Raw genomic sequence first — 25,132 nt, 5'->3', positions numbered from 1 at the left:
GGAGATTATTTTACGAAATCTGTATAAAGTATCTTTTTCTTTTCCTGTTCATCCAGCAGGATATCTGTTGCCTTTTTAAAGCCTTCCGGGCTTAGGCGGAAGGTCCGTTTGTCGGTACTTTTATTTGTTTGCAAACGGAGTACTTCTTCCAGCATTTTTCGTTGATGATAACGGTTGGTCCCGATATTGTTCTCGCGAATGATCTGCATCAGTATATCGAGTGTTTCTTCTTTATGCTCGTTGGCCCATTGCCATCCGCGGATGCTGGCACGTACCAGTTTTCGGATCATTTCGGGGTGGGATTCATAAAAAGGTTGAGTAACATAAAGTCCGTCTTCGGGCAAATCATATCCGAAGTCAGTAAAATGTAACGAATAGAAAGAATCTGTTTTCAATCCGCATTCGAAAAGTTGAATATATTCATTGTAACTTCCTACAAGACAAATATCCACAGCTCCGGTCAGGAAAAGGTTGACACCTCCGTTGAAGCGTATCCATTTTCCGTCGAGTTCATAATGGGCGGCAAAGCGATCCAGCAGGTCTTGACTTAAGTGGTTCCAGACAGCTATTTCCTGATGGCGCAACGAGCTTATATCTTTCAGAGGATGTCGGCTTACCAGTATCAGGCTGTTTTCTTGTGAGGTTTGCATGATATTGACTAAGGGAGCACCGGCTGCTCTAGCGGTTAAAGCGAACGACAGGTTCATGACGGCCGCCTGTGATTTTCCACTTTGCAGGACTGAAAAAGAACTTTCTGAAAGAGCTGTATGTACAATACGGATATCAATACCTTCTTCTTTGTAAAACCCCATTTTATCGGCGACATAGTAGCCGGCGAACTGGGCCTGCGCTGTCCACTTGGGAGTGATGGTGATAGTTTGCCCTGATAGTGTACCATATGCGGAGATCAGGATAAGCAGAATGCAATATATATGTCGTTTTCGTTTCATAGCAGAAGTACTAACGAATGTTGAACAAAGATGAGCAACCGGTCATGTCGAATATTTTGCGTATTTCGGGTTGCATATTTTTCATGATCAGTTGTCCGTGCTGACTACTTACCTTTTTTTGCATCAGAATAAAGCAACGCAATCCGGAACTGCTTATGTATGTAAGATCTTCACAATTGAGGATGATTTCGATCGCGCAGTTTTCCAGTAAAGGTTGAAGGGCGAATTCAAATTTACGGGCGTTAACCGTATCCAGGCGTCCTTCTATGGTGATAATAGCTCCCCCGGCTACGCGGCAGATGTTAGTGTTGAAAGAACCTTCTTCTTCCAGGCCAATCTCTACCCTTTTGGTCAACATTAAAAAACTTTGTGATCCATTCGAATGAAAAGCTACTTCATCCATTGTCTTGAATATAAGGAAAAATTCCTGTCCCCCGGTTATGAGAGTTTCCAATGATGATTTATCTGTGTCGATAAAAGGAACGGTTGGATCGGAATTTAATCCGTTATGAGTGATCATGCAAGTGATATCTCCGTTGACGTGGCTTAATTTTAGTTTGATATCACTTTTCTCTTTACTCGGATATGCGTGGTGGATAATGTTACTGACAGCCTCTTCAATAGCGAGACAGACACGCCTTGTCATATTGGAAGATATGCAAAGGCTTACCCCCGCAGATTCTATAAATCGTGTGACATTGATTATTTCAGATAAGTCGTTTGCGATGATAATTTCTCTTTCCATTTTCCTATTTATAAAATTCAGGACTGAATATTTTTACTGCGGCAAATGTATGGGATTGTTTCAGAAGTTTCGGTGAATCAAGGGATTTGAGTTTTGACAGATTGTATATATCTTTTAGTGAATCATATATTTGGGATGAAATCTGTGAGAATAGAACCTTTTTGCAGGTATAATTTTTGTTTGTCTTCGGGTATTCTGTAAATGTAGTCTCATGGCGCAAACTATATTTTTATATCTTTGTATGTTTGTAAAAATACAGACAGGTCAGAAAATATATGAAAAGAGAATTGCAGGAGACGGCAGATGGAAGTCATACATTGTTCATCCCGGAGATGGATGAACATTATCATTCGGTAAATGGAGCGGTGCAGGAATCACGTCACGTTTTTATTGAAGCCGGATTACATCGTCAGGAAAAAAAGGATATTACTGTTTTTGAAGTCGGCTTTGGTACGGGATTGAATGCTTATCTGACTCTGCTGGATGCAGAAAATGAGGACCGTTCCGTTGATTACTTTTCTGTGGAACTTTATCCGCTTGATCCCGCTTTGGTTCGGGCATTGAATTACGGAGATATGATCTGTCCGGAAAAGAAAATGTTGTTTACTGCATTACATTCTGCAGCCTGGAATGAACCGGTAAAAATAACCGATCATTTTACTTTACATAAGATACAGGGAGATAATAACAGCTGTACACTGCCCGAAGATATGGATCTTATCTATTTCGATGCCTTTGCTCCGGACAAACAACCGGAGATGTGGAGTCAGGAGATATTCGATAGATTATATGCACATACGTCGGAAGGAGGGATTCTTACTACCTATTGTGCCAAAGGAGTAGTCCGCCGTATGATGCAGAAGGCCGGGTATTCCGTTGAAAGAATACCCGGCCCCCCGGGAAAACGCGAAATGCTCCGCGCTATAAAATAAATTATAAAAGTGCGTCGACCTTAGCAACAAATGCCGGTTTCTGTGCAGCACCTACCTGTTTGTCAACTAACTTTCCGTCTTTAAAGAAAAGTACGGTAGGAATATTGCGAATACCGAACTGGGCAACAACATCGTTATTGTTGTCTACATCCATTTTTCCTATGGTAACGCGACCTTCATATTCGGTTGCCAATTCATCGATGATCGGGCTTACCATGCGGCAAGGACCACACCATTCTGCCCAAAAGTCAAGGACCATAGGCTTACCTGAGTTTACCAACTCTTCAAAATTTGCATCTGTAACTTCTAGTGCCATAATTATATATCTAATTTAAATTGTTCCCTTTTGCGGTGCCAAAAGTACTAATTCTTTCCGCACCATACAACTTTACCCATTAATTTTGAAATCAATATTCTCGTTCTCTTGCAGGAATTCAACCAGTTTGCCTGTTACATTTAACCGGATATTCTGTGAGAAGAAATTTTGTGCGATATTGTGTTCGCCGTCCACTACTCTGAAATATAACAAGCTCTGTCCCGGATTGTTTTTGATCAGCACCGATAATTCATTGACTGTAGGCTCATCGAGATCATGTATCGGCAGCGTGATGCTAATCTTTTCGATCAACTTGTCTTTCTCGTCCTGTAACAAGCGGATGGAACCGATGTTGAAATCGAGTTCATTCTCATTCCAGCGACGTGGTTCTACACGGGCTGTAATAAGTAGATACATGCCCTGTTTGCAGTATTTACTGTATTCTATATAGTTGTTACCGAACAATGCAATTTCGCCGCTACCGGTAAAGTCTTCTATCTTGACCACCCCGTAAGGTTTACCGGTTTTGGTCATACCTTCCCTGAAGTCTGTTACGATGCCGCCCAGCAGTATTTCACGCCCTTTCAGGCTTTCCCGGTCGTTAATCTCTGCCATACCTGTATTGCATACGTAAGTCAGAACGATGCGGTATTCGTCCAATGGGTGGGCGGAAAGATAGATGCCGACCAGTTCCTTTTCTTTGTTCAGACGTTCCAGGTCGCTCCAGCGCTGGCAAACCGGAAGTTCCGGTTTGGCAATGGCAACCGAGAGGTCGTCGCTGCCGAATAATGAATTGGCGGCTGTGTTCTTGTCCATCTGGTATTTGTTGCCGTAGCGTACCAGTGTATCCAGGAAAATTTCGCCTTTTCCTGTCTCTCCAAAGAACTGTTCGCGTTGTATGCCGAAGTTGTCGAACGCGCCGGCCAATGCCAGCGATTCGATGTTTTTCTTATTGCAGGCAGTAAGGTTCACTCGTTCCACAAAGTCAAAAATATTCCGGTACGGACCATTCTTTTTCCGTTCTTCAATAATATTCTGTACCGCTGCTTCTCCAACACCTTTTACGGCTCCCAGTCCGAAACGGATATTCTTATTTTTATCTACGCTGAACTTCAGGATAGATTCGTTTACATCAGGGCCAAGCACCTGGATACCCATCGCTTTACATTCGTCCATGAACTTCGTGATATCCACGATATTCGACAAACTTCGGCTCAGTACGGCTGCCATGTATTCCGAAGGATAGTTCGCCTTCAGGAAGGCAGTCTGGTAAGCGACCCATGAATAGCAGGTCGCGTGACTCTTATTGAAGGCATAGGATGCAAACTTTTCCCAGTCGGACCAGATTTTTTCAAGTGTCTTTGCTTCATAACCGTTCGCCTGGCCGCCTGCCATGAATTTTGATTTCAGGTGGTTCATCTTGTCGATCAGCTTCTTACCCATCGCTTTACGCAGAGCGTCACTCTCGCCACGGGTGAAGTTTGCCAACAAACGAGACAGAAGCATGACCTGTTCCTGATAGACTGTAATGCCGTAAGTATCTTTCAGATATTTTTCCATTACGGCAATATCATACTCGATCGGCTTACGTCCGTGCTTACGGTCGATAAAGTCGGGAATGTAGTCCATAGGTCCCGGACGATACAGGGCGTTCATGGCGATCAGGTCTTCAAACTTGGAAGGTTGCAACTCCTTCAGGTATTTTTGCATACCTGCCGATTCAAATTGGAATGTTCCGGTTGTTTTTCCGGTACAATACAGTTCGTATGTTTTGGGATCTTCCAGGCTGATATGGTCGATATCGAGGATATGACCGGTGGTAAGCCGTATGTTTTCGATAGCTTCTTTGATGATGGACAGGGTTTTCAGTCCCAAAAAGTCCATCTTGATCAATCCGGTCTCTTCAATTACCGAACCTTCATATTGGGTTACGAGCATTTCTTCGCCGGTTTCCTTGTCTTTCGCGGTACTTACCGGTACGACATCGGATATATCGTAACGACCGATAATAACACCACAGGCATGTACCCCGGTATTTCGTACGTTACCTTCCAGCATTTGTGCATATTTCAGTGTGTCGCGTGCCAAAGGATCATTTCCGGTGGCAGCCTCTTTCAGTTCCGGTACGTAGTTGATTGCATCTTTCAGTTTGAATTTCTTCATATCCGGGATCTTATCCGGTACCAGTTTTGCCAGGCGGTTCGATTCGGAAAGTGGAAGTTTCTGTACACGGGCTACGTCTTTGATCGCCGATTTGGTTGCCATCGTACCGTAAGTGATAATGTGGGCAACTCGGTCGGCTCCGTATTTTTCCGTTACCCAGCGTAACACCTCGCCGCGGCCGTCATCATCGAAGTCGGTATCGATATCGGGGAGGGAGATACGGTCGGGATTCAGGAAACGCTCGAACAGGAGGTCGTACTTGATCGGGTCGATCTTGGTGATCCCCAGGCAATAGGCTACAGCCGAGCCGGCAGCCGAACCACGTCCGGGACCTACCGATACGCCTAACTCTTCACGGGCGGCAGCAATAAAGTCTTGTACGATAAGGAAGTATCCGGGGAACCCCATTGTCTTCATGATATGCAGCTCGAAATCCAGACGTTCCCTGACTTCGTCCGTCAGGTTTTCACCATAACATATTTTGGCGCCGTCGTAAGTCAGTTTACGAAGATAATCGGCTTCCAGTTTGATACGATATAATTTGTCGTATCCGCCTAGTTTTTTTATTTTGTCTTTGGCATCTTCTTCACTTAAAACGACCTTGCCGTTTTCGTCACGGGTAAACTCTTCGAACAAATCTTGTTCAGTCAGTTTGGCCCGGTAGGATTCTTCTGTTCCGAACTCTTCCGGTATGGCGAAAGTCGGCATGATAGGGCCGCTGTCGATCGAATAGAAATCGACTTTATCGGCTATTTCAAGTGTATTGCTGAGTGCTTCGGGAATATCGGCAAAGATGGCATTCATCTCTGCAGTCGTCTTCATCCATTCTTGTTTGGAATAGCGCATACGGGTCGGATCATCGAGGTCTTTGCCTGTACTGAGGCAGATCAGGCGGTCGTGCGCTTCGGCATCTTCCTGATTGACAAAATGGACGTCGTTGGTGGCGATCAGCTTCACATTGTGTTTACGTGCCAGTTCGATCAGGACCTTGTTTACTTCCTGCTGCTTCGGAAAGGTAGTACAGTCGGCATTCGGGTCATGTGTCTCGTGCCGTTGCATTTCCAGGTAATAATCTTCGCCGAACAGGTTCTTGAACCAAAGGATCGACTCTTCAGCTTTATCTATCCGATCGTGCATGATATGCTGAGGTATTTCACCTCCCAGGCAGGCAGAGCAAATGATCAGGTCTTCATGGTATTTCTCCAGCAGTTCATGATCAATACGAGGGCGGCCATAAAAACCTTCCGTCCATGAGATGGAAACCATCTTGATCAGATTCTTGTAACCGTTCAGGTTCTTGGCCAGGACGATCAGATGGTAACCGCTTCGGTCTTCTTTGGCGGTTTTGCTGAATCTGCCGTTGCGCGCACAGTAGCATTCGCATCCGATGATGGGTTTAAATATTTTTTTCTTTTCAGCTTCTATCAATCCCGGGATTTCTCCCAGGCGTGCCTGTTCTTCAGCAGTGAGTTCTTCTTTTCCTTTGAGCGCTTTCTGCTCTTTTTCCAGGTCTTTGATGGCTCCAAGCGGCTTTCCGTTCTTCTTGGATACCTTGTTAAAGAACTCTTTTATACCGAACATGTTACCATGATCGGTAACAGCAATAGCATTCATGCCGTCCTTTTGTGCCTTGTCTACGAGGGCATCAATGGAGGCTTGTCCGTCCAGTAGCGAGTATTGCGTGTGGACGTGTAGATGTATAAATGGTTCCATATATATGATTGAAAAAACTTTTATATTTTACCTAACAAAGGTACGACTTTTGTTACGTTTTTACAGAATCATACGTTAAAATCATCGAATAAGTATCATCATTAGAAAAAAAAACTATCTTTGCTCATGGAAAATAGTATATAGTATGAAAAAGATCGGATTGGTAATTATATTGGTGATGTTGATGATTATACCGGTAACTGCCCAGGTCACTTGGGGTGTGCGTGGCGGTTTGGCTTATTCTTCGCTGGTACAGAAAATAGACAATAATTATCAATCGGGTGCCCGTTTCGGATTTAGTGTGGCAGGGTTGACCCAGATACCTTTATATAAAAGATTATCTTTGCAGCCGGAAGTAGCTTTCGTGCATCAGGGAGGAAATTATCTTTCCAATATACCGGATGAAGATGGAACAGGTCGGGTGTATCCGAAAACAAAATGTAACTATTATTCTATTTTAATACCGGTCAATCTGGTATATACCTTTCAGTTCACAGATGTTTATTTCAGCGTGATGGCCGGTCCGGCAGTCGATTTCTCCCTGTTCGGTAAAATGCGTACCCAAAATGTCGACACCGATATCGTTTTCGGACAATCGGGCGAGGCAGACCTTAAAACATTCGATCTGGGGGTGAACCTCGGATTGCAGGTTGAATATTCGAATTTCTTCTTTTCCGTATCTGCCCTGTGCGGTACTTTGGACCGCCGTACTTCCAAACATGACGGCGAATCTTCCCTCTACCAGAATAACGTAACTTTCTCACTGGGATATTACTTCCGCCGATAAGTATCCACGTCTCTCTTAGCGGTTCATAATGAAAAAGATGTACAAAAGTTTTGTATTTCGAAGAAAAGCCGTACCTTTGCAAGCCGAATATTATCAAATTGTACTAAGGGTTTAGTTTCTAGCACATTATTACGTCAAGTGTCCGTAGTGATAGTGACAGCGAAAAAACTAAGCGCTTGTTTTTTAGAGTTATTAATTAATTAATTTATTAAGCAGTGGATACTTTAAGTTTTAAGACCATTTCTGCAAACAAAGCAACTGTAAACAAAGAGTGGGTCATCGTTGACGCTGATGGACAGACTTTGGGACGCCTTTGTGCAAAAGTAGCAAAACTTTTGCGCGGCAAGTACAAACCCAACTTCACTCCTCATGTTGATTGTGGTGATAATGTGATCATTATCAATGCAGATAAAATCGTTCTGACAGGAAACAAATGGAACGATCGTATTTATTTGAGATATACCGGATATCCCGGTGGACAGATCGAGTACACACCTAACGACCTGATGAAGAAGGGTGCCAGTCATTTGTTCAGAAAAGTAGTAAAGGGTATGTTGCCTAAAAACCGTCTGGGTGCTAAGTTACTTGCTAACTTATATGTATATGAAGGAACAGAGCACAAACACGAAGCTCAACAGCCTAAGTCAATCGATATAAACTCACTTAAATAATAACTATGGAAGTAGTAAATGCAATAGGAAGACGTAAAGCAGCAGTTGCTCGCGTATTCGTAAGCGAAGGAACGGGAAAGATAACTATCAACAAACGTGATCTTGCTAATTACTTTCCTTCTACAATCCTTCAGTTCATTGTAAAGCAACCGCTTGCAAAACTGAGCGTTGAAGAACAATATGATATCAAGATCAACCTGGATGGTGGTGGTTTCAAAGGTCAGTCAGAAGCTGCCCGTTTGGCTATCGCTCGTGCCTTGATCAAGATTAATCCGGAAGACAAACCTGCGTTGAGAGCAGAAGGATTCGTAACTCGCGATCCTCGTGCTGTTGAACGTAAGAAACCGGGTCAGCCGAAAGCTCGTAAGAGATTCCAGTTCAGCAAACGTTAATGTTATTTGTGAGTTTCTTACAAGGACAAAGCGTTTAGTATCTAAATTGTCGGGATTTCTTTTGCATGTGGACATGCCGGGGAACTACCTGATGGTTGAAAATTAAACAGAAAGTAAACGATTTAAAAAGAAAAAAATGTCAAGAGTTAATTTTGATCAGTTATTAGAAGCTGGTGTACACTTCGGACACTTAAAAAGAAAGTGGAATCCTGCTATGGCTCCTTATATCTTTATGGAGCGCAATGGTATTCATATCATTGATTTATATAAAACAGTTGCTAAAGTAGACGAAGCAGCAGAAGTAATGAAAAACCTGGCAAAACAGGGAAAGAAAGTACTTTTCGTTGCTACTAAAAAACAAGCAAAACAAGTTGTCGCTGATAAGGCTTCTTCTGTAGGTATGCCTTACGTTATCGAACGCTGGCCGGGTGGTATGTTGACTAACTTCCCGACTATCCGTAAAGCCATCAAAAAGATGACTACTATCGATAAGATGACAAAAGACGGTACATTTGATAACCTGTCAAAAAGAGAAAAACTTCAGATCACTCGTCAGCGTGCTAAGTTGGAAAAGACATTAGGTTCTATTGTAGACCTGACTCGTCTTCCGTCTGCTTTGTTCGTTGTTGACGTGATGAAAGAACATATTGCAGTTCGCGAAGCCAACCGTCTGGGTATCCCGGTATTCGGTATGGTTGATACTAACTCAAACCCGAACAACATTGACTACGTGATCCCGGCTAACGACGACGCTACTAAATCTGTAGAAGTTATCTTAGGCGCTATCTGCGAAGCAATGAACGAAGGTTTGCAGGAACGCAAAGCTGAAAAGATCGATACAGAAGCTGCTGGCGAAGGCGAAGGTGCTAAAAGAGAACGCAAAGGCAAAGCTACTGTAAAGAAAGAACGTACTAAGAAAGAAGACGAAGAAGCTTTGAACGCTAACGTTGCCGATAAGTACGCTAAAGATGTAGAAGAATAAATATAATTGGCGATTGACAATAGACAATTGACAATTAGAATATAAAAATACAATGGGCAATAGGCTTTTGGCAGTCAAGTTCTTAGGAATTGTCAATTGTCCATTGTCCATTGTTGGTTTTAGAATAGTATAAACATTAAATAGAAGGAAATAAATTATGGCTGTAACTATGGCTGATATTACCAAGCTGCGCAAAATGAGTGGAGCTGGTATGATGGATTGTAAGAAGGCTTTGACAGAAGCTGACGGTGACATCGAAAAGGCAATGGAAATTATCCGTAAAAAAGGACAGGCAATCGCTGCTAAACGTTCTGATCGTGATGCTGCTGAAGGTTGTGTACTGGCTAAGAAAGACGGTGAATTCGCTGCTATTATCGCTTTGAAGTGCGAAACAGACTTCGTTGCTAAGAATGAAGATTTCGTTGCTTTGGCTCAGGCTATCCTTGACGCTGCTGTGGCTAACAAGTGTAAGACTCTGGACGAAGTAAAAGCATTGCCGATGGGTAAAGGTACTATCCAGGACGCTGTTACTGACCGCAGCGGTATCACTGGCGAAAAGATGGAACTGGACGGCTACAATGTAGTAGAAGGTGCTTATACCACTACTTACAACCACATGGGTAAGAATCAGCTCTGTACAATTGTTGCATTCAACAAAGAATCAGAAGAGGTTGCTCATAATGTAGCTATGCAGATCGCTGCAATGAACCCGATCGCTATCGATGAAGCTGGTGTTCCGGAATCAGTAAAAGAACAGGAAATCCAGGTGGCTATCGAAAAGACAAAAGCTGAACAGGTACAGAAAGCTGTAGAAGCTGCTTTGAAGAAAGGCGGCATTAATCCTACACATGTAGATAGCGAAGATCACATGGAAAGCAATATGGCAAAAGGTTGGATTACAGCTGAAGATGTAGCAAAAGCAAAGGACATCATCGCTACTGTTTCTGCTGAAAAGGCTGCTAATTTGCCGGAACAAATGATTCAGAATATCGCTCAGGGTCGTCTTAGCAAGTTCTTGAAGGAAGTTTGCTTGCTGAACCAGGAAGATATCATGGATGGCAAGAAGACTGTTAAGGAAACAATGAAGGAAGCTGATCCTGAATTGAAGATCCTTGCATTCAAACGTTTCACTTTGCGTGCTGAATAATTTAGCGTAAGCAGAATGATATAAAAAAGGGGTTCCGATTTCGGAATCCCTTTTTCTGTTTATAGAAACTTTCTTTTTTTATTTCAATTCAGCCAGTGCAGTTTTGATACGTTTGATAGCTTCTACGATATTTTCATCGCTGGTAGCATAGCTCATACGGATACATTCAGGAGCACCGAAAGAAGTACCGCCTACACAAGCAACGTGTGCTTTTTCCAGTAGATACATAGCCAGATCGTCAGCATCTTTGATCGTGTTGCTTCCGTCCGTTTTACCATAATAATAACTACATTTCGGGAACAGGTAGAAAGCACCTTCCGGTTTGTTGATCTCGAATCCCGGAACTTCTTTAGCCAGGTTCACGATCAGGTCACGACGGCGTTCGAAAGCTTTACGCATTTCTTCAACCGGTTCCTGTGATCCTGTGTAAGCAGCTTCCGCAGCTTTTTGAGATACAGAACAAGGACCTGAAGTATATTGTCCCTGTAATTTGTTCACAGCCTTAACGATCCATTCCGGTCCGGCAATGAAACCGATACGCCAGCCTGTCATTGCATACGCTTTGGAAACACCGTTTACAATAACTGTACGGTCTTTCATGTCATCGACAGAGGCAATACTGTGATGTTTGCCGATATAGTTGATATGTTCGTAGATTTCGTCAGCAATAACGATAATCTCCGGATGTTTCTTCAATACTTCAGCCAGACCTGCCAACTCTTCTGCACTGTAAACAGAGCCTGTCGGATTGGAGGGTGAGCAGAGGATTAACGCCTTGGTCTTCGGAGTGATTGCTGCTTCCAGCTGGGCCGGAGTGATCTTGAAGTCTTGTTCGATACCAGCCGTAACGATTACCGGCTTGCCTTCTGCCAATTTAACCATTTCAGGATAGCTAACCCAGAATGGTGCCGGAATGATCACTTCATCTCCGGGATTAACCAATACCAGGATAGTATTACAAACGGATTGCTTTGCTCCATTCGCGCAAGAAATCTGAGTAGCTGTATATTCCAACCCGTTTTCATTCTTTAGTTTGGCTACGATAGCATTGCGTAATGCCGGGTAACCGGGAACCGGAGAGTAACGAGAGAAATTGTCGTCTACCGCTTTTTTAGCTGCTTCCTTGATGTGATCAGGTGTGTTGAAATCAGGTTCTCCCACACTCAGGTTGATAACATCGATACCTTGTGCTTTGAGCTCATTGCTCTTCTGAGACATCGCCAACGTAGCGGAAGGCGATAAACTTGCTAAACGATCTGAAACTTGTGTCATGACACTGCTGTTTGTATAGGTTATTTTAAATAGTTGCGACAAAAGTAATTAATAATCGGATTCTTTGCAACAATTTGCTAATTATTTGATGTTGTGAAGAACATGCCCCATACGCTCCTTCTTTGTCTTCATATAAAACTCATTATATTTATTCGGAGTGACTTCGATAGGAACATTTTCCACGATAGTTAAGCCATACGCTTCCAGGCCTACGCGTTTTATCGGATTGTTGGTCATTAAGCGCATTTTCGTGATGCCGATATGTTTCAGAATCTGTGCTCCGACACCATAATCGCGTTCATCGGCCTGGTGACCCAGATGCAGGTTGGCATCTACTGTATCCAATCCTTCTTCCTGAAGTTTATAAGCCTTCATTTTATCCATCAGACCGATACCGCGTCCTTCCTGATTCAGGTAAACGATGGCGCCGCGTCCTTCTTTCTCGATCATCTGCATAGCTTTATGTAACTGTTCGCCACATTCGCAACGCATCGAACCAAAAATATCACCGGTAGCACAAGATGAATGTACGCGAACTAATACAGGTTCATCGCCTGAGATATCTCCTTTTATCAAAGCAATATGTTCCAGTCCGTTACTTTTCTGACGGAATGGAATCAGATGGAAATGACCGTATTGTGTAGGCATATCTACTTCGACACCTTTGTCGACAATCGATTCTGTTTTCAGGCGGTAAGCGATCAGATCCTTGATGCAGATAATCTTGATATCGAATTTTTTAGCAACTTCCACTAATTGGGGTAGACGAGCCATAGTCCCGTCTTCGTTGATAATCTCAATCAACGCTCCTGCCGGATAGAGACCGGCCAGGCGTGCCAGGTCGACTGCTGCTTCCGTGTGTCCTGCGCGGCGAAGTACACCACGTGAACGGGCGCGTAACGGATTCACATGTCCCGGACGCCCCAGATCGGAAGGTTTCGTTTGTTTATCGGCCAATGCCCGGATCGTTTCAGAGCGGTCGAACATGGAAACACCGGTCGTACAGCCACCACCTAGTTTGTCGACTGTTACGGTGAACGGAGTTTCGAGCATGGAAGTGTTTCTGGCAACCTGCATATCCAGATCCAGTTCCTGGCAACGTTCTTCTGTGATCGGGGCACATAATACACCACGACCGTATGTCATCATGAAGTTTACTTTTTCGGGTGTTATCTTTTCCGCAGCTACAATAAAGTCTCCTTCGTTTTCGCGATCTTCATCGTCGACTACGATCAGGAATTTTCCTTCACGGAAATCTTCAATTGCTTCTTCGATAGTGTTTAATTTGATCTCACTCATATCATTTTTAATTTTTAGTTTCCAAATTGCTGATCATATCCTCCAATTCCTGACTCGTCTTTTGTACAACCTGTATATCATGACGTAATAACTTGCGCTGGTATGTGGCGAGCAGATAGATCGGTAATCCTACCGGGAAGAATATACCGAGCGCCAGCCCGATTTTTCCTTTGAAATGAGTATTCCGTTGGTTATATCCGCCAATAACAGGATAATCCATCAGTTTGTTGAGTATCAGGTTCTGATCCGAATTTCCCAATTCTTCAATGATACCTTCCATTTCTGCAGCCAGCTGTTCGGCTGTATGATCTTTTCCTCCCTGTTTCCAGAAAGTAAAATAATTGAGCCAACGTTTATGGTTCTTCAGATATACCACGCAGTTTTCAGCCAGTTTATCCAGGCGCGGTAACAAGCCTGCATAGTCGGGAGTGAAAATGATTACCTCTTTTTTCTCTACCTTGCGGCCTGCGCGTTTACCGATAAAGTTCTTCAGGGCGTTTAGGTAAGTATCTGCATTTAATATCACACTGTCGTTTACCGCCTTGTAAGTCAGGAAAATACCCAATGGGGCCAGAACTGCGGAACTCAGCCACATTCCTTCCCAGGCAGGCCATATACCATCGCGTGCCATTTTGAATCCTATATTATCTACAATATAATAGAAGATGAACAGGATAACGGAGATAACGACCGGCATACCTAATCCTCCTTTACGGATGATGGCTCCCAGCGGGGCCCCGATAAAGAAGAAAACGATACAGGCGAATGAAAGCGTGAATTTCTTATGCCACTCGGTCAGGTGGCGACGTAGTTTATAGGCTTCGTCTCCCTGAGTAGCGGCTTTAAAATAATAATCGGCTTTTACGCTTTCTATATTTGATTTGGCACGAACGAGCAATGCTGCCTGGCCGCTCGGTGTTTCTGCCAGATACAGGCTGTCGAAGTTAATGACTTTGACTGGTTCGTCGGATTTTTTAGTCAGTGAGTCTGTATTGTTTGTCGATGCAACTACGGCTGCACCCGGTTCCTCCTGTAGAACCGATTCTTTTTTTGACTTGGAGAATGTTCTCTTATATGACATGTCATAGACATTCTTGGCATTGAGCGCTTTAATGCTGTCGAGTCGAACGCTCATGGAATCGATGGAGGTCTGCAGATCGTTCAGTTGCTTGCCCATATACTGGTTTGCCATGAGAGATTCGTCGGAGCGGGAGAAATTGGCATCGAATTCGATCAATATCTCTTTGTTCTCGAATGTCTCCCTGCGATAAGGAACAGCCGTTTTCTTGCTGCTGCTGCCCGACTGGTTTTCCATGTTCTCGAATGATTCTCCGTTGAAGAGAGATAACACAAGGAATAACTTATCGGCTGACGTTTTTAGTCTGCCGGAGTCGGCAACGATCACACTGGTCTTATTGAATCCTTTCGAATAATCATAGATCATGACATCCTTCAATAATCCGGTCTTATCCTTCTCTTTTACATATACATTATATCCTGTTATTTCCCCGTAGAACACCCCTTCGGGAATATCCAGTTCCGGCGATTTCTGACGCATGGAGTAGAGTAGGGTATATAATTTGACCTGTGCGACAGGCATTACATTGTTTTGGAAGAAAAAAGCGCCGATACTGATAAGCCCCATCGTGATGATCAGGGGACGCATTATATGAATTAGCGATACCCCTGCCGATTTCATAGCCAACAGTTCCAGGCGCTCGCCCAAATTACCAAAAGTCATAAGAGATGCCAGCAGGATGGCCAGCGGGAGAGCCATGGGGAAGAGTGATAATCCGGCATAAAAGAACATTTCGCCGAGCACAGGAATCCCCAATCCTTTTCCCACCATGTCGTCTATGTACCTCCAAAGGAACTGCATGAGTACAATAAACAGGCAGATACCGAAGGTCATAATGAACAACGGCAGGAAAGTCTGCAGCATAAATGTATATAATCGTTTTATCTTCAACATTACCTATCCGGGTTGACGGGGCAAAAGTAGTGTAAAAAACGATAAGAACATTACATTATTCTCTAAAACAACCTAAATACCGAGTGTCCGTTTCAATTCTTCCACTTGGGAATCCCATAAATTGATGGAATCTTTCTTTTCATCCGGCTCGGCAAAGTCTGTTATTTCAAGAGCGGTTGCTCCTGTAAGTTCGACTGTGTGAATTAAAAATTCGAAGTATACATTATCCTCTTCCTCGTCGGTCCATCTGTAACGGATACTTATTTCCGGTTTTACGGCTAGCACTTCCGCCTCTTGTTCATCCCTGTTCCATTTAAAAATGTACGTGTTATTGTTAATCGTTACATCATCAGCAAACCAGGCCGATAGTCCTGGAGGGGTAGTGAGGTGATTCCATAAACTTCGTCGCGAAACTTTATCGAAAATGTATTCGATATGAAACTTCTCTTTTTTCATCTTTCATACAATTATTTGCGCAGCAAGTTAATCATAAAGATTGATATAACCCAATAATCTTATAGTAAAAAAGCATCTAATTTTTAACGGCTTAGCTGAAAGCCCTGAAAAATAATAGATTTTTTTTCGCAAAAGTGTTGCATAATATAAAAATTACCTCTACTTTTGCAGCGTCAATAAGAAAAATGACACCAAAAACATGATGGCGAGATAGCTCAGCTGGTTAGAGCGCATGATTCATAATCATGAGGTCCCCGGTTCAATCCCGGGTCTCGCTACGATTTAAGCCTCAAGGTCGAAAGATTTTGGGGCTTTTTGTTTTTCATGCCTTTTGAGTTGTTTTCAATTCGTTTTTATGGTAGCTTTGTATTTTAATAAATAAAATTAATAACCATGGAACTTCGACTGATACAGAATAAAATTTACGAGATACGAGGACAAAAGGTAATGCTTGATTTTGATCTGGCGGAAATATACGGTATAGAAACTAAATACTTGAAACGTTCCGTAAAAAGAAATATAGAAAGGTTTGAAGGTGAGGATTTTATGTTTGAGCTAACGAAAGAAGAACTTTCAAGGTGCAATTTTGACACCTTGAACAACCAACGAGGAAGCAATGTCAAATACATGCCTTTTGCCTTTAGTGAACTCGGTGTCGCTATGCTCAGTAGTGTGCTTAAATCCAAAACAGCAATAGAGATAAACAGGGGGATTATACGTGTTTTTGTTGCTATGCGGCATTTGGTTTTAAACCCTCCGGCAGATAAGGTTGTAGAACTTCAGCAAGAAGTTAAAAATTTGAAGGAATACATAGAAGAAGTTTTTTCCGACTACAACGATATTAGTGATGATACCCGGATGCAACTGGAACTCATCAATCAAACGTTAGCAGAATTACAATCGCAAAAGAAAATCCGGAATAAACTCCGTAATCCGGTCGGATTTGTTAAACCTGATCCGGATATTTTGTAATGCAGAGTGTCTATCTGGGGGAAATGAAATGCCGGATCAGGGGTTGGTGTCGGTATTGAAAAGTATCTTGAATAAGGTGTGACCGTTCTCTGTCGTCAGGCTGAATTTGCATTGGTGGTTGGTCAGGACCTCCCTGACGAACATTAGTCCGATTCCCTGGCCGGAAGATTTGGTTGTGAAGAACGGAGTGAAGAGTTTCTGTCTGGTTTCTTCGCTTATGCCGGGTCCATTGTCTTCTATGATAATAGATAAAGGAGCATGGTGCGTATAGATTTGTATTTTGCCGTTTTTTCCGATCGCCTCATAAGCATTTTTAATGATATTGACCAGGACCTGTTCGAACTGGATACCGTCCACATGAATATATTGGTCTTCTTCTGTGAGGGATAAGACCAGTTCTATATTTCTTTGTTGGCATTCGGCGCTGGTCAGGGCATATACCGAACGGACCTGCTCGTTCAGGGAGATAAGTGAAAATGTCGGTTCGGGTATACGGATAACCTGCGCCAGGTTGCTGATGAAACTGGCCAGATGTCCGCAGCGATCGAAGGAAGCTTCGATTGCGGGCAGTACATATTCCCATTTATTGTTTTCATCCTGTTTAAAAATGTCGGCAACGACATTCAAAGTAGAGCCGATAGCACCGACGGAATTGTTTACTTCGTGCGACATCATGCGGATGATACGCTCGTACGATTCTTTCTCGATTTTCTGTAATTCATGTGTGATCTCTTCGATCAGGATAAAAGGATGTTTGAACCCCTGGTCGATAAAAGACGAATGGATGCAACGGTATATTTTATTTACTGAATTTCGGACCATCACGTCATCACCCAGTTTTAACCCGGCTAAAGCAGGTGCCAGTTCAAAGGTCGATTCGTTGAATGTCTTTCCTTTGATTTCCGTAAGCTCGGAGATGTTCAATAATTTTAATCCGGAGGGATTTACCTCTACGATCTGTTTATCGAAGTTCAGGATGATGATCCCCTGTGGAGAGGCATGAATGAGCAGGTCGAGAAACTGGTTTTTCTCCCGTACTGCCAATCGTTCGCTCCGCAATTGTGAGATCATCCGGTTGAAGATTCCGATCAGTTCATTCGCATCTTTATTCCTGACCGGGCGCAGATGAGTGGAAAAATCCTGGTCTTTAAGAAGTTGCATGCCGCTAAGCAGGATGTGATACGGTTTGACCAGCTTATGGTAAATAAATGTAGCCAGCAAGAGTGATAAGATGGCGATACACTGTACGACCCAAAAGGGGATCGGTTCTTCCCTGAAAAAGAGAAAACCAATACCGCTTGCGATACACGCGATAAAAGCAGTGATTGTCCAAAATATCAGCTTCGATTTCATTCCGGTAATTTGATATCGTATTTTTCAAGGCGGCGGTATAACGTTTGCCTGGTCAGTCCCAATGCCGTCGCTATTTTGGAATGATTGCAACCATATAATTCCACCGCTTTTTGTATCATCTCTTTTTCTACCCTCTCCAGCGAAAGGATCGTATTCCCGCTTACAGGTTGGCTGGAAGGGACTTCTATATATTGCTTTTTGAAGTCGGCATCCGTAATGATTTTCTTTCCGGAAATCAGGATTGTCCGTTCTACCAGGTTTTTCAACTCGCGTATGTTTCCGTGATAAGGAAGTTTTTTCAGATATACGTATGCCTCCTGTGATATTTCTATTGGGGACAAGTTATTTTGTTCCGCTTGTTTCTGCGTAAAATGATCGACAAGCAGAGGTATATCTTCCAGCCGTTCGCGTAAAGCCGGCATCTGTATTGTGATCAGGTTGATCCTGTAAAATAAATCTTCCCTGAATTTGCCTTGTGCCACCATCTCCGGGAGATTCTTGTTTGTCGCACAGATAATGCGCGTATCTACTTGCCGGGGTCTACTTTCACCCAACGGCTCGAATGTCTGATCCTGTAACACCCTTAATAGTTTGACCTGGCAAACCATATCCAGTTCTCCGATCTCATCGAGAAAAATCGTTCCTTTGTCTGCGAGTTCGAAACGTCCGGTCCGGTCGTGGCGTGCATCGGTGAAAGCCCCCTGTTTATGACCGAACATTTCGCTTTCGAACAACGATTGTGAAATACCTCCCAGGTTGACCTTTACGAACGGTTTGCCCTGGCGGTTGCTATTCTCATGGATCGCTTCGGCTATCAGTTCCTTGCCTGTTCCGCTTTCTCCGGTGATCAGGACAGGAGCGTTTGTGCGGCTGATGCGTGAAATTGTATTGAGAATCTGTTGTAGGAGGGCTGATTTTCCGATGATCTTCTCAAAGCGGTCGGTCCTTTCCGTCTCTTTTCCGTCCGTCTCTTTTTCTTCGCTTTCCTGTAGCTGGATGGCAGTCTGTATTGTTTTCAGCAAAGCCAGGTTGTTCCAGGGTTTGGTGATGAAATCGAAAGCACCTGCCCGTATGCCCTGCACTGCCAGGTTTATGGACCCCCAGGCGGTGATCAGGATTACCGGAACCGCCGGACAGAAGATACGGACTTTCGCCAGTAACTCCAGCCCTTCCTCTCCGGTAGTCGTATTACTATAATTCATATCCATCAGGATCAGTTGCGGACAGGTGTGGCGCACGAAGTCGACCGTCTCTTGTGGGTTCGAAGCTGTTGCAACCTCATATCCCGCCCGCTTCAGCACCAGGGTCAGTGAAGTCTGTACTGTTAGATCATCGTCACAGATAAGTATCATACATGCATTATTTCATTATTATCAGTACTGTAAAGTTACTAATTTTATTCATCCCGTAAGGCTTCTGCCGGTGGAATCTTTGCTGCCTGTCGGGCAGGATACCATACCGCTATCAGTGATATGACAGCCAGTAAACCGAATGCCAGTGCATAATTGATAAATTCCTGTTCATTCCCTATACCTGCATCCATTCTGTTCGCAATCGGAATATCAAGAAGTTCCAGTAATTCGGTATGCCCTATGTTGATGCAGATATTTACTCCCACTATGCTGGCGATAAATAACAGCAGCAACGTCTCTCCGAAAATTAATTTTTTCACACCCCACCGGGTCGATCCGAGTGCCAGCCGCAGACCGACTTCGCTCCGGCGTGCTTGCGTGCGGTACCAGAATGTCCCGATGATCCCCAGGAATATATTCAGGATCAGGAAAGCCGTGATCGCATAGATGCCATTCAAATCATCTGTAGGCCAGTTTGTTATCCGGGCATTTTTGTCGATCGATTTCAGCGAACTCATGAAATACGGCCCGAGCATTAGTTGTTCTCGCATCTCCTTTGTAAACCGTTCTTCAAAATCTTTATCAGCAGCCGGGCTTACACGCAGACATATCTGCATTTCCCGCAAATCATATTCTTCCCTTACTAACGGCAACAATATATTACAGAAATACGAGTTGAAATAGCCGTCTTTCATTTTTTCTGCGCTCCCGATGACAGTATGTTCCTTTCTGTCGCTGGTGGATGAAGTTAGTTTTTTCACATCTTCCAGCGGAACACTGTATTCTTCATTACCGAATAAGCCTTCCCGGTTCGGGGTGATCAGTATTTGGTTCGTTCCGGGAGCATCCCAGCCGCTAATCTCTTTGGCGGTGGTATTTATTCTGAATACATCGAAGAAGCTTTCTGAAACCCATCTCAGCCGGAATGTGACATTATGGGTTGTGTCTTCGTCGATATAATAGCCGCTCATGTAGCTGGATCTGTCAAAAGGTGCCGCCCATTTGGAAAAACATACATTTTCTACACCCGGATAATTTTTTACCCGGTTCAAAAATGTTTGTGCCAGTGCCAGTTTGTCCACTTCTTCCGTTTCTCCGTTTCCTTCCGTGTTGTTGAAGGAAGTGTCGGGTTTTTTTTGCATCTCGAGCACATATGTGTTCTTCGTGTCGAAACCGACCGGTTCCCAATAACATTTACCCATATAGTACAGGTAATCGACGCAAAACCAAAGCACGCAAAATACAAGTATGTATTCCAACACGATCCAGGCATTCGTTTTACGTTCATTCCAGATAATTTTAAATATGTGACGTATCATAATTATTTGTCATTTTGATTGAGTGAATTAATGATCTTCATCCGTGAAGCCCGGTAAGCCGGTATACCGGCAGAAAGGAGATTGATGATCAGGCAAACAGCAAATACCGCCAGCAAGACCGGGAAAGAGATGAGCGTACTGACTGGGATCGTACTGTCTGCCGGGACATCCAGCAGCCAGTCCCGCATCTGGAAGACAACAACGTACGAGAGTGCCAATCCGATCACGCCGCCGATCACCGAAGTGATCAGGTTTTCAAAAAGCACCTGTATCAGGATCGTATATTTCTTGGCTCCGAATGCTTTTCGGATACCGATCTCTTCCGTCCGCTTCTTTATACGTGAGAGGCTTAATCCTGAGAGATTGATTGCCGGTATCAGTAGCAGGATCAGCAGGATAAAAATCATTTTCCTTTTTTGTACGGCGATAGCAGAAGTAATCTCTTCGGCATTGTTCCCATAAATGCCTTTCTGGAAGATCTTGTTGTTTACCGGTCCTTTCAGATAGAGAATCCAGGGACTGCGTTCCGTTTCGAATTTTTTCTCCATTCTTCGTACCTCTTCTATAATAGCAGGGAAATCTTCCGGACTTTCAGCCATCAGCATCACTTCGGTAAACCTGTTTTCGACGGGCTGTGTGGTATGAGGTATCCACAGGTCACCGTATGCCTGTTTGAACACCGGCGATACATCTTCTACGATACCCACGATCCGGTACGGTTTGAAATTCACCAGAAAAGTTTCTCCCAGCGCATTTTCTCCTTTGAATATTTGTTGGGCGAGAGTTTTACTGACAACAGCCGCGGATATTCCCGACTGAAATTCCCCGTCGCTGAAAGGCCGTCCCTGCGTGAAGGAAAAAGACATTATTTTCCAGTAAGCCGCATCGGTTATCCGCATATGTGCGTTGATGATCTCGCTCGATCCTTCGCGCGTAATCAGTGTATTTGGAATATTAGACCATGATGGATTGACTCCGGAAACATACAAGGGAGTTTTCAGCGGGTAAAGATACTCTTTGAGCGTCTCGTAAGAGATAGATCCCGACTGCCAGCTGTTTCTGGCCGTATCCCTTTTGACCTGGTAGTCGACATACAAGGTGCGGTTCCTGTTTATCTCCGGCGCCGTGCTGATCTCTTTTATCTCGTCTGTCACAATGATCGTCATGATCATCATAATAGCCAGCGCAGTTCCCATAATAGCGATCATGCTGATAAACTTGTTTTGTTTCAGCATCAGCAGTGCCTGTTTGAAATATACTTTGTACATACTGGTTTCTTTTGATTTATTCTACCCGTCTTCCGTCGAAAAAACGAACGATGCGTTGTGTTGATTCAGCGATATGCTCGTCATGTGTAACCATTACGATGGTTGTGCCTTCTTCATTCAGTTGGAATAAAAGTTCCATGATTTCCGCTCCCATTTTGCTGTCCAGGTTTCCGGTCGGTTCATCGGCGAGAATGATCTGCGGATTACCGACTATGGCACGGGCAAGGGCAACACGTTGGCACTGTCCGCCCGATAACTGGGTCGGGAAATGTCTCATGCGGTGTGATAGTCCTACTTTTTCCAATACTTTTATGGCAGCTTCCCGTCGACTTTTTGCTGTGGAGTTCCTGTAGAGTAGGGGGAGTTCTACATTGTCGAGCACATTCAGTGAATTGATCAGATGAAAACTCTGAAAAACAAATCCCAGCATTTCGTTTCTGAACTCAGCCATTTCTCCGTCTTTCATTTCGGTGGTTCTTGTGTCGTTGATCAGGATATTGCCCTTATCCGGTACATCCAGCAATCCCATTAAATTGAGTAACGTACTCTTTCCGCATCCGGATGGTCCCATGATTGAAAGGAATTCTCCCTTTCTGACGGTGAGATTCACATTTTCAAGTGCAGTGGTCTCTACTTCGCTTGTGCGGTACACTTTTGTTATACCTTCCAGTTTAATTATTTCCATATTATCCTCTGTTTATCTGCTAATCTGTCTACAACGTATGTGCCATATTTATATTGTGTTGAAAATGAGGATGGAAGTATTGAAAGGGGTGTCCGAATACGGACAAATCTGTCCATAAATTAGTCCAAAAAGAAGCCCGCATTCTCAGATTGTCGTTATAAACAACTTGAGAATGCGGGCTTTATTAATTATGTAACCTCCCGGTTATGTTAATTAAGGTTTGCCTACAGAATTAAGGGTTCATATAGGCAGAGTATAGGGTAAAATTTCACAAATTGTATTGTGTCTACAAATGTACTACCGTTAGCTTTATTTGTCATGTGTGTATTTCTATCATAGATATATGGTATATGTGTCAATCTTTGCTTTCTTTTATATGATGGGTGGTAAATGTGTCATTTGTGATTTGAATACACCTGTTCGTTTTGTACACGTTGAATATCGGTGTTTTTGCGACTTGAATTAACGCATGTATACCTATCATAAGAGGTGGTATTCCTATCACTGAGAATTGCGTATATGAAAAAAATCGGCGCACACTCGGAACAATCCGAATGTGCGCCTTTATGCATATAAAAAATTGAGGGTCAAATTTTAACCAACAGTAACATTTACTATAACTGTACCCCAGTCTGCCACAACAATATTACCGCTGTTTTTTGAAAGGTCAAAAGTCAATTCAGACAATTCTCCTTCGTTTATAGACACTTTCTCTAAATTTTTGACATTTTCGGAAGAAAGAATCATTTTATCGTCTTTGTAAAGCTCTATAGTGATATCGGAAGCTGGTAAAATGGTAGTGTTGTCAGCAACAACATTTCCTTTGTCGTTCATTGTGGCCGGAATAATATATTCAATATCTTCTCCGGTCAATTCTCCGTTATGATTAAAAGAGCTTTTTGTTTTCTTTATTTTGTAATAAAAATTACCGTCTCTTGAATCCAGCACTTTAATAACACCTTTAGTGATCAAAGAAACTGAAGAAACTTTACGTGCTATCTTTAATGTTTCAGAGCTAGCTTTTGTAGAGGTACTTTTCAAAGTAACCTGTCCGTAGAATAAATCTCCCGGTAAGCTTGCTGCAACACCATTGTTTTGTTTGAGGCTTACTTGCAAGTCTGAAATAATGTTTGCCTGGTTCAAAGCACTGATATTTTCGTTTTCTCCAGAGAGTCCGGCCCATGCCACCACTGTTATCTGATCGGATCCGGGACATGCGATCTCTATCGGTTTAGCCTGAAGCAAATAGGTTCTGTCCACAGTCATTTGTTTGTAGAAATCTCCGCTCTGGTCAAAAATGAACAGTGTCGTCTGGTCTACATCACCTTTCACCGTGATATCTTTATTGTCTGAATATGCTTTAAGAACTACTGAGAAAGGAGCTTCTGTTTTAGAAGAGGCGCTGTTGATAACGCTGTCGTCAATGCCATACGAAAAATCACTGTCTGCAGAACAACTAGCGAAAGCGGCCATAGTGATCAGTGTGCAAACAGCAACAATACAATTTGTAAAAATTCTACCCTTTTTCATGACCTTAATTTTTTATATGCTTAAAATTACCCTATACTCAGTAGAGAACATTTATCCGGTTAAGACCCTCATCAAAACCTTTTGTCTCTTGCTGACATTGCAAATATAGATACAAAAACAATGTGAGTATCAAATAAAGCGGTAATAAAAGTTAAAACGATCAAAATAGTTGCTGAAAATATCAGGCAGGGGTGTGATAATGTCTTAAACAGTGGTAAGACTATCTAATGTGGCTTAAAATGAAACAAAAATAAGTTTTATAAGTAAATTCTTGATGATACAAATACCTCCTGTGTGATATGAATGCATATTTCTTGCTATGTCGGTTAATTAATCCATCTCGCTTATAGAAATAATAGAACTACTTTTCCCTTGATGGAAAAGTAGTCAAAAGATCAAGGCTTAAGCGGCTTCACTGCTTCGGCGAAAGACTCCGCTGAAAAATCCGAAACTCGCTGCGCTCAGACAACGGATTTTTTTTACCGCTTCGTCTTCCCCCTTCGCGGACGTTCACCCGCTTAGGCCTTTCCTAGGAAGCTCCGCTTCCTTTAGAGATTGCCAATACCGACACCTAATATAATATAACAGGTACTTTCAGTTTTAACAAGCTGTATCGGCCATCCCAGGAGAACGCTTTGCGTTCTCTGAAAGGCCTCAGCTGGCGAGCGTTAAGCGCAGCAGCCGTAGAGAGCGTCCGGAGCATCCGCTGTTTGAGCGCAGCGAGTTTCGGAGGCGACAGCGAACGCAGGATGCGGAGTAGCGAGGCAGGTGCAGCCTTGAACTTTTGATTACTTTTCTTTCAAGAGAAAAGTAATATTCAAATCTGATAAATATTGAACTTATAGTTGTCTCCATG

General features: G+C 43.2%; 21 protein-coding genes and 1 tRNA gene. 8 read left to right on the top strand and 14 right to left on the bottom strand.

All coding sequences use genetic code 11. The annotated features are described in order from the left end of the window. Positions 1–5 precede the first annotated feature (5 nt). Together DWX23_RS05470 and DWX23_RS05465 are read right to left on the bottom strand one after the other, a co-directional pair. A complete protein-coding gene (locus DWX23_RS05470) occupies positions 6–950 on the bottom strand; it encodes an ABC transporter substrate-binding protein (RefSeq protein WP_122373720.1) in 945 nt (314 codons plus the stop codon). Between the two features lie 10 nt (positions 951–960). Next, on the bottom strand, positions 961–1,695 hold the full coding sequence (locus tag DWX23_RS05465) for an anti-sigma factor antagonist (RefSeq protein WP_122373719.1): 735 nt from the start codon (positions 1,693–1,695) through the stop codon (positions 961–963). A gap of 275 nt (positions 1,696–1,970) precedes the next feature. On the opposite strand from DWX23_RS05465, the gene mnmD reads away from it, so the two are divergent. Continuing rightward, complete coding sequence (mnmD, locus tag DWX23_RS05460) at positions 1,971–2,627, top strand: tRNA (5-methylaminomethyl-2-thiouridine)(34)-methyltransferase MnmD (RefSeq protein ID WP_122373718.1); 657 nt, start codon at positions 1,971–1,973, stop codon at positions 2,625–2,627. A 1-nt stretch (position 2,628) separates the two neighbouring features. Here mnmD and trxA read toward each other — a convergent pair whose 3' ends face one another. Next, positions 2,629–2,943: a thioredoxin gene (gene trxA, locus DWX23_RS05455; RefSeq protein ID WP_122355432.1), complete on the bottom strand. Its 315-nt coding sequence runs from the start codon at positions 2,941–2,943 to the stop codon at positions 2,629–2,631. 72 nt (positions 2,944–3,015) lie between these two features. Continuing rightward, entirely contained in the window at positions 3,016–6,819 is a 3,804-nt protein-coding gene (gene dnaE / locus DWX23_RS05450; RefSeq protein WP_122355430.1) for a DNA polymerase III subunit alpha, read from the bottom strand. A 145-nt stretch (positions 6,820–6,964) separates the two neighbouring features. Between dnaE and DWX23_RS05445 the strand changes: the two genes are divergently transcribed. The 5 genes from DWX23_RS05445 to tsf all read left to right on the top strand — a co-directional run bounded on the left by DWX23_RS05445 (position 6,965) and on the right by tsf (position 10,798). After that, a complete protein-coding gene (locus DWX23_RS05445) occupies positions 6,965–7,606 on the top strand; it encodes a porin family protein (protein ID WP_122355428.1) in 642 nt (213 codons plus the stop codon). A gap of 215 nt (positions 7,607–7,821) precedes the next feature. Beyond that, the gene (rplM, locus tag DWX23_RS05440; RefSeq protein WP_007655343.1) at positions 7,822–8,277 is read left to right on the top strand and encodes a 50S ribosomal protein L13; all 456 of its coding nucleotides are present in this window, start codon (positions 7,822–7,824) and stop codon (positions 8,275–8,277) included. A gap of 5 nt (positions 8,278–8,282) precedes the next feature. Then, entirely contained in the window at positions 8,283–8,669 is a 387-nt protein-coding gene (gene rpsI / locus DWX23_RS05435) for a 30S ribosomal protein S9 (protein WP_122355426.1), read from the top strand. 136 nt (positions 8,670–8,805) lie between these two features. Then, positions 8,806–9,651: a 30S ribosomal protein S2 gene (gene rpsB / locus DWX23_RS05430; RefSeq protein ID WP_122355424.1), complete on the top strand. Its 846-nt coding sequence runs from the start codon at positions 8,806–8,808 to the stop codon at positions 9,649–9,651. A 157-nt stretch (positions 9,652–9,808) separates the two neighbouring features. Continuing rightward, a complete protein-coding gene (gene tsf / locus DWX23_RS05425) occupies positions 9,809–10,798 on the top strand; it encodes a translation elongation factor Ts (RefSeq protein WP_122373717.1) in 990 nt (329 codons plus the stop codon). Between the two features lie 78 nt (positions 10,799–10,876). On the opposite strand, the gene DWX23_RS05420 is transcribed toward tsf, so the two are convergent. The 4 genes from DWX23_RS05420 to DWX23_RS05405 all read right to left on the bottom strand — a co-directional run bounded on the left by DWX23_RS05420 (position 10,877) and on the right by DWX23_RS05405 (position 15,797). Next, positions 10,877–12,070 carry a pyridoxal phosphate-dependent aminotransferase gene (locus tag DWX23_RS05420; RefSeq protein ID WP_122373716.1) on the bottom strand — a complete coding sequence of 398 codons (1,194 nt, stop codon included), beginning with the start codon at positions 12,068–12,070 and terminating at the stop codon, positions 10,877–10,879. 81 nt (positions 12,071–12,151) lie between these two features. Then, positions 12,152–13,369, bottom strand: a complete 1,218-nt coding sequence (locus DWX23_RS05415) for a bifunctional 3,4-dihydroxy-2-butanone-4-phosphate synthase/GTP cyclohydrolase II (RefSeq protein WP_122355418.1) — start codon at positions 13,367–13,369, stop codon at positions 12,152–12,154. Positions 13,370–13,376: 7 nt separating this feature from the next. Further along, positions 13,377–15,341 carry an LptF/LptG family permease gene (locus DWX23_RS05410; protein ID WP_229801024.1) on the bottom strand — a complete coding sequence of 655 codons (1,965 nt, stop codon included), beginning with the start codon at positions 15,339–15,341 and terminating at the stop codon, positions 13,377–13,379. A gap of 72 nt (positions 15,342–15,413) precedes the next feature. Next, positions 15,414–15,797 carry an START-like domain-containing protein gene (locus DWX23_RS05405; RefSeq protein WP_122355414.1) on the bottom strand — a complete coding sequence of 128 codons (384 nt, stop codon included), beginning with the start codon at positions 15,795–15,797 and terminating at the stop codon, positions 15,414–15,416. A gap of 204 nt (positions 15,798–16,001) precedes the next feature. On the opposite strand from DWX23_RS05405, the gene DWX23_RS05400 reads away from it, so the two are divergent. Then, a tRNA-Met gene (locus DWX23_RS05400) sits at positions 16,002–16,075 on the top strand. Between the two features lie 115 nt (positions 16,076–16,190). After that, positions 16,191–16,769 carry an ORF6N domain-containing protein gene (locus DWX23_RS05395; RefSeq protein ID WP_122373714.1) on the top strand — a complete coding sequence of 193 codons (579 nt, stop codon included), beginning with the start codon at positions 16,191–16,193 and terminating at the stop codon, positions 16,767–16,769. Positions 16,770–16,805: 36 nt separating this feature from the next. On the opposite strand, the gene DWX23_RS05390 is transcribed toward DWX23_RS05395, so the two are convergent. From DWX23_RS05390 to DWX23_RS05365, 6 genes are all read right to left on the bottom strand, one after another. After that, positions 16,806–18,122, bottom strand: coding sequence for a PAS domain-containing sensor histidine kinase (locus DWX23_RS05390; RefSeq protein WP_122373713.1), 1,317 nt, complete (start codon positions 18,120–18,122; stop codon positions 16,806–16,808). Further along, positions 18,119–19,474 (bottom strand): sigma-54 dependent transcriptional regulator, encoded by a 1,356-nt coding sequence (locus DWX23_RS05385; RefSeq protein WP_122373712.1) that lies wholly within the window; start codon positions 19,472–19,474, stop codon positions 18,119–18,121. Before DWX23_RS05385 ends, DWX23_RS05390 begins: the two co-directional genes overlap by 4 nt. A 44-nt stretch (positions 19,475–19,518) precedes the next feature. Then, entirely contained in the window at positions 19,519–20,793 is a 1,275-nt protein-coding gene (locus tag DWX23_RS05380) for an ABC transporter permease (protein ID WP_122373711.1), read from the bottom strand. A 2-nt stretch (positions 20,794–20,795) separates the two neighbouring features. Next, positions 20,796–22,061 carry an ABC transporter permease gene (locus tag DWX23_RS05375; RefSeq protein ID WP_122373710.1) on the bottom strand — a complete coding sequence of 422 codons (1,266 nt, stop codon included), beginning with the start codon at positions 22,059–22,061 and terminating at the stop codon, positions 20,796–20,798. Between the two features lie 16 nt (positions 22,062–22,077). Further along, entirely contained in the window at positions 22,078–22,746 is a 669-nt protein-coding gene (locus DWX23_RS05370) for an ABC transporter ATP-binding protein (RefSeq protein ID WP_233587507.1), read from the bottom strand. A 594-nt stretch (positions 22,747–23,340) separates the two neighbouring features. Next, positions 23,341–24,276, bottom strand: coding sequence for a FimB/Mfa2 family fimbrial subunit (locus DWX23_RS05365; protein WP_122373709.1), 936 nt, complete (start codon positions 24,274–24,276; stop codon positions 23,341–23,343). Positions 24,277–25,132 lie beyond the last annotated feature (856 nt).

Source organism: Parabacteroides sp. AF18-52 (assembly GCF_003479145.1).
GTDB classification, from domain to species: Bacteria; Bacteroidota; Bacteroidia; order Bacteroidales; family Tannerellaceae; genus Parabacteroides; species Parabacteroides faecis.
The sequence above is the reverse complement of the archived record's forward strand: the minus strand, read 5'-3'. Positions and strand labels throughout refer to the sequence as shown.

Coding starts and splice junctions, on each gene's coding strand:
- DWX23_RS05365 (WP_122373709.1), bottom strand. CDS start 24,276: ATGAAAAAGGGTAGAATTTTTACAAATTGTATTGTTGCTGTTTGCACA.
- rpsI (WP_122355426.1), top strand. CDS start 8,283: ATGGAAGTAGTAAATGCAATAGGAAGACGTAAAGCAGCAGTTGCTCGC.
- DWX23_RS05420 (WP_122373716.1), bottom strand. CDS start 12,070: ATGACACAAGTTTCAGATCGTTTAGCAAGTTTATCGCCTTCCGCTACG.
- DWX23_RS05385 (WP_122373712.1), bottom strand. CDS start 19,474: ATGATACTTATCTGTGACGATGATCTAACAGTACAGACTTCACTGACC.
- rpsB (WP_122355424.1), top strand. CDS start 8,806: ATGTCAAGAGTTAATTTTGATCAGTTATTAGAAGCTGGTGTACACTTC.
- DWX23_RS05465 (WP_122373719.1), bottom strand. CDS start 1,695: ATGGAAAGAGAAATTATCATCGCAAACGACTTATCTGAAATAATCAAT.
- DWX23_RS05370 (WP_233587507.1), bottom strand. CDS start 22,746: ATGGAAATAATTAAACTGGAAGGTATAACAAAAGTGTACCGCACAAGC.
- DWX23_RS05410 (WP_229801024.1), bottom strand. CDS start 15,341: ATGTTGAAGATAAAACGATTATATACATTTATGCTGCAGACTTTCCTG.
- DWX23_RS05390 (WP_122373713.1), bottom strand. CDS start 18,122: ATGAAATCGAAGCTGATATTTTGGACAATCACTGCTTTTATCGCGTGT.
- DWX23_RS05380 (WP_122373711.1), bottom strand. CDS start 20,793: ATGATACGTCACATATTTAAAATTATCTGGAATGAACGTAAAACGAAT.
- dnaE (WP_122355430.1), bottom strand. CDS start 6,819: ATGGAACCATTTATACATCTACACGTCCACACGCAATACTCGCTACTG.
- DWX23_RS05375 (WP_122373710.1), bottom strand. CDS start 22,061: ATGTACAAAGTATATTTCAAACAGGCACTGCTGATGCTGAAACAAAAC.
- tsf (WP_122373717.1), top strand. CDS start 9,809: ATGGCTGTAACTATGGCTGATATTACCAAGCTGCGCAAAATGAGTGGA.
- DWX23_RS05415 (WP_122355418.1), bottom strand. CDS start 13,369: ATGAGTGAGATCAAATTAAACACTATCGAAGAAGCAATTGAAGATTTC.
- DWX23_RS05470 (WP_122373720.1), bottom strand. CDS start 950: ATGAAACGAAAACGACATATATATTGCATTCTGCTTATCCTGATCTCC.
- trxA (WP_122355432.1), bottom strand. CDS start 2,943: ATGGCACTAGAAGTTACAGATGCAAATTTTGAAGAGTTGGTAAACTCA.
- DWX23_RS05445 (WP_122355428.1), top strand. CDS start 6,965: ATGAAAAAGATCGGATTGGTAATTATATTGGTGATGTTGATGATTATA.
- DWX23_RS05395 (WP_122373714.1), top strand. CDS start 16,191: ATGGAACTTCGACTGATACAGAATAAAATTTACGAGATACGAGGACAA.
- DWX23_RS05405 (WP_122355414.1), bottom strand. CDS start 15,797: ATGAAAAAAGAGAAGTTTCATATCGAATACATTTTCGATAAAGTTTCG.
- mnmD (WP_122373718.1), top strand. CDS start 1,971: ATGAAAAGAGAATTGCAGGAGACGGCAGATGGAAGTCATACATTGTTC.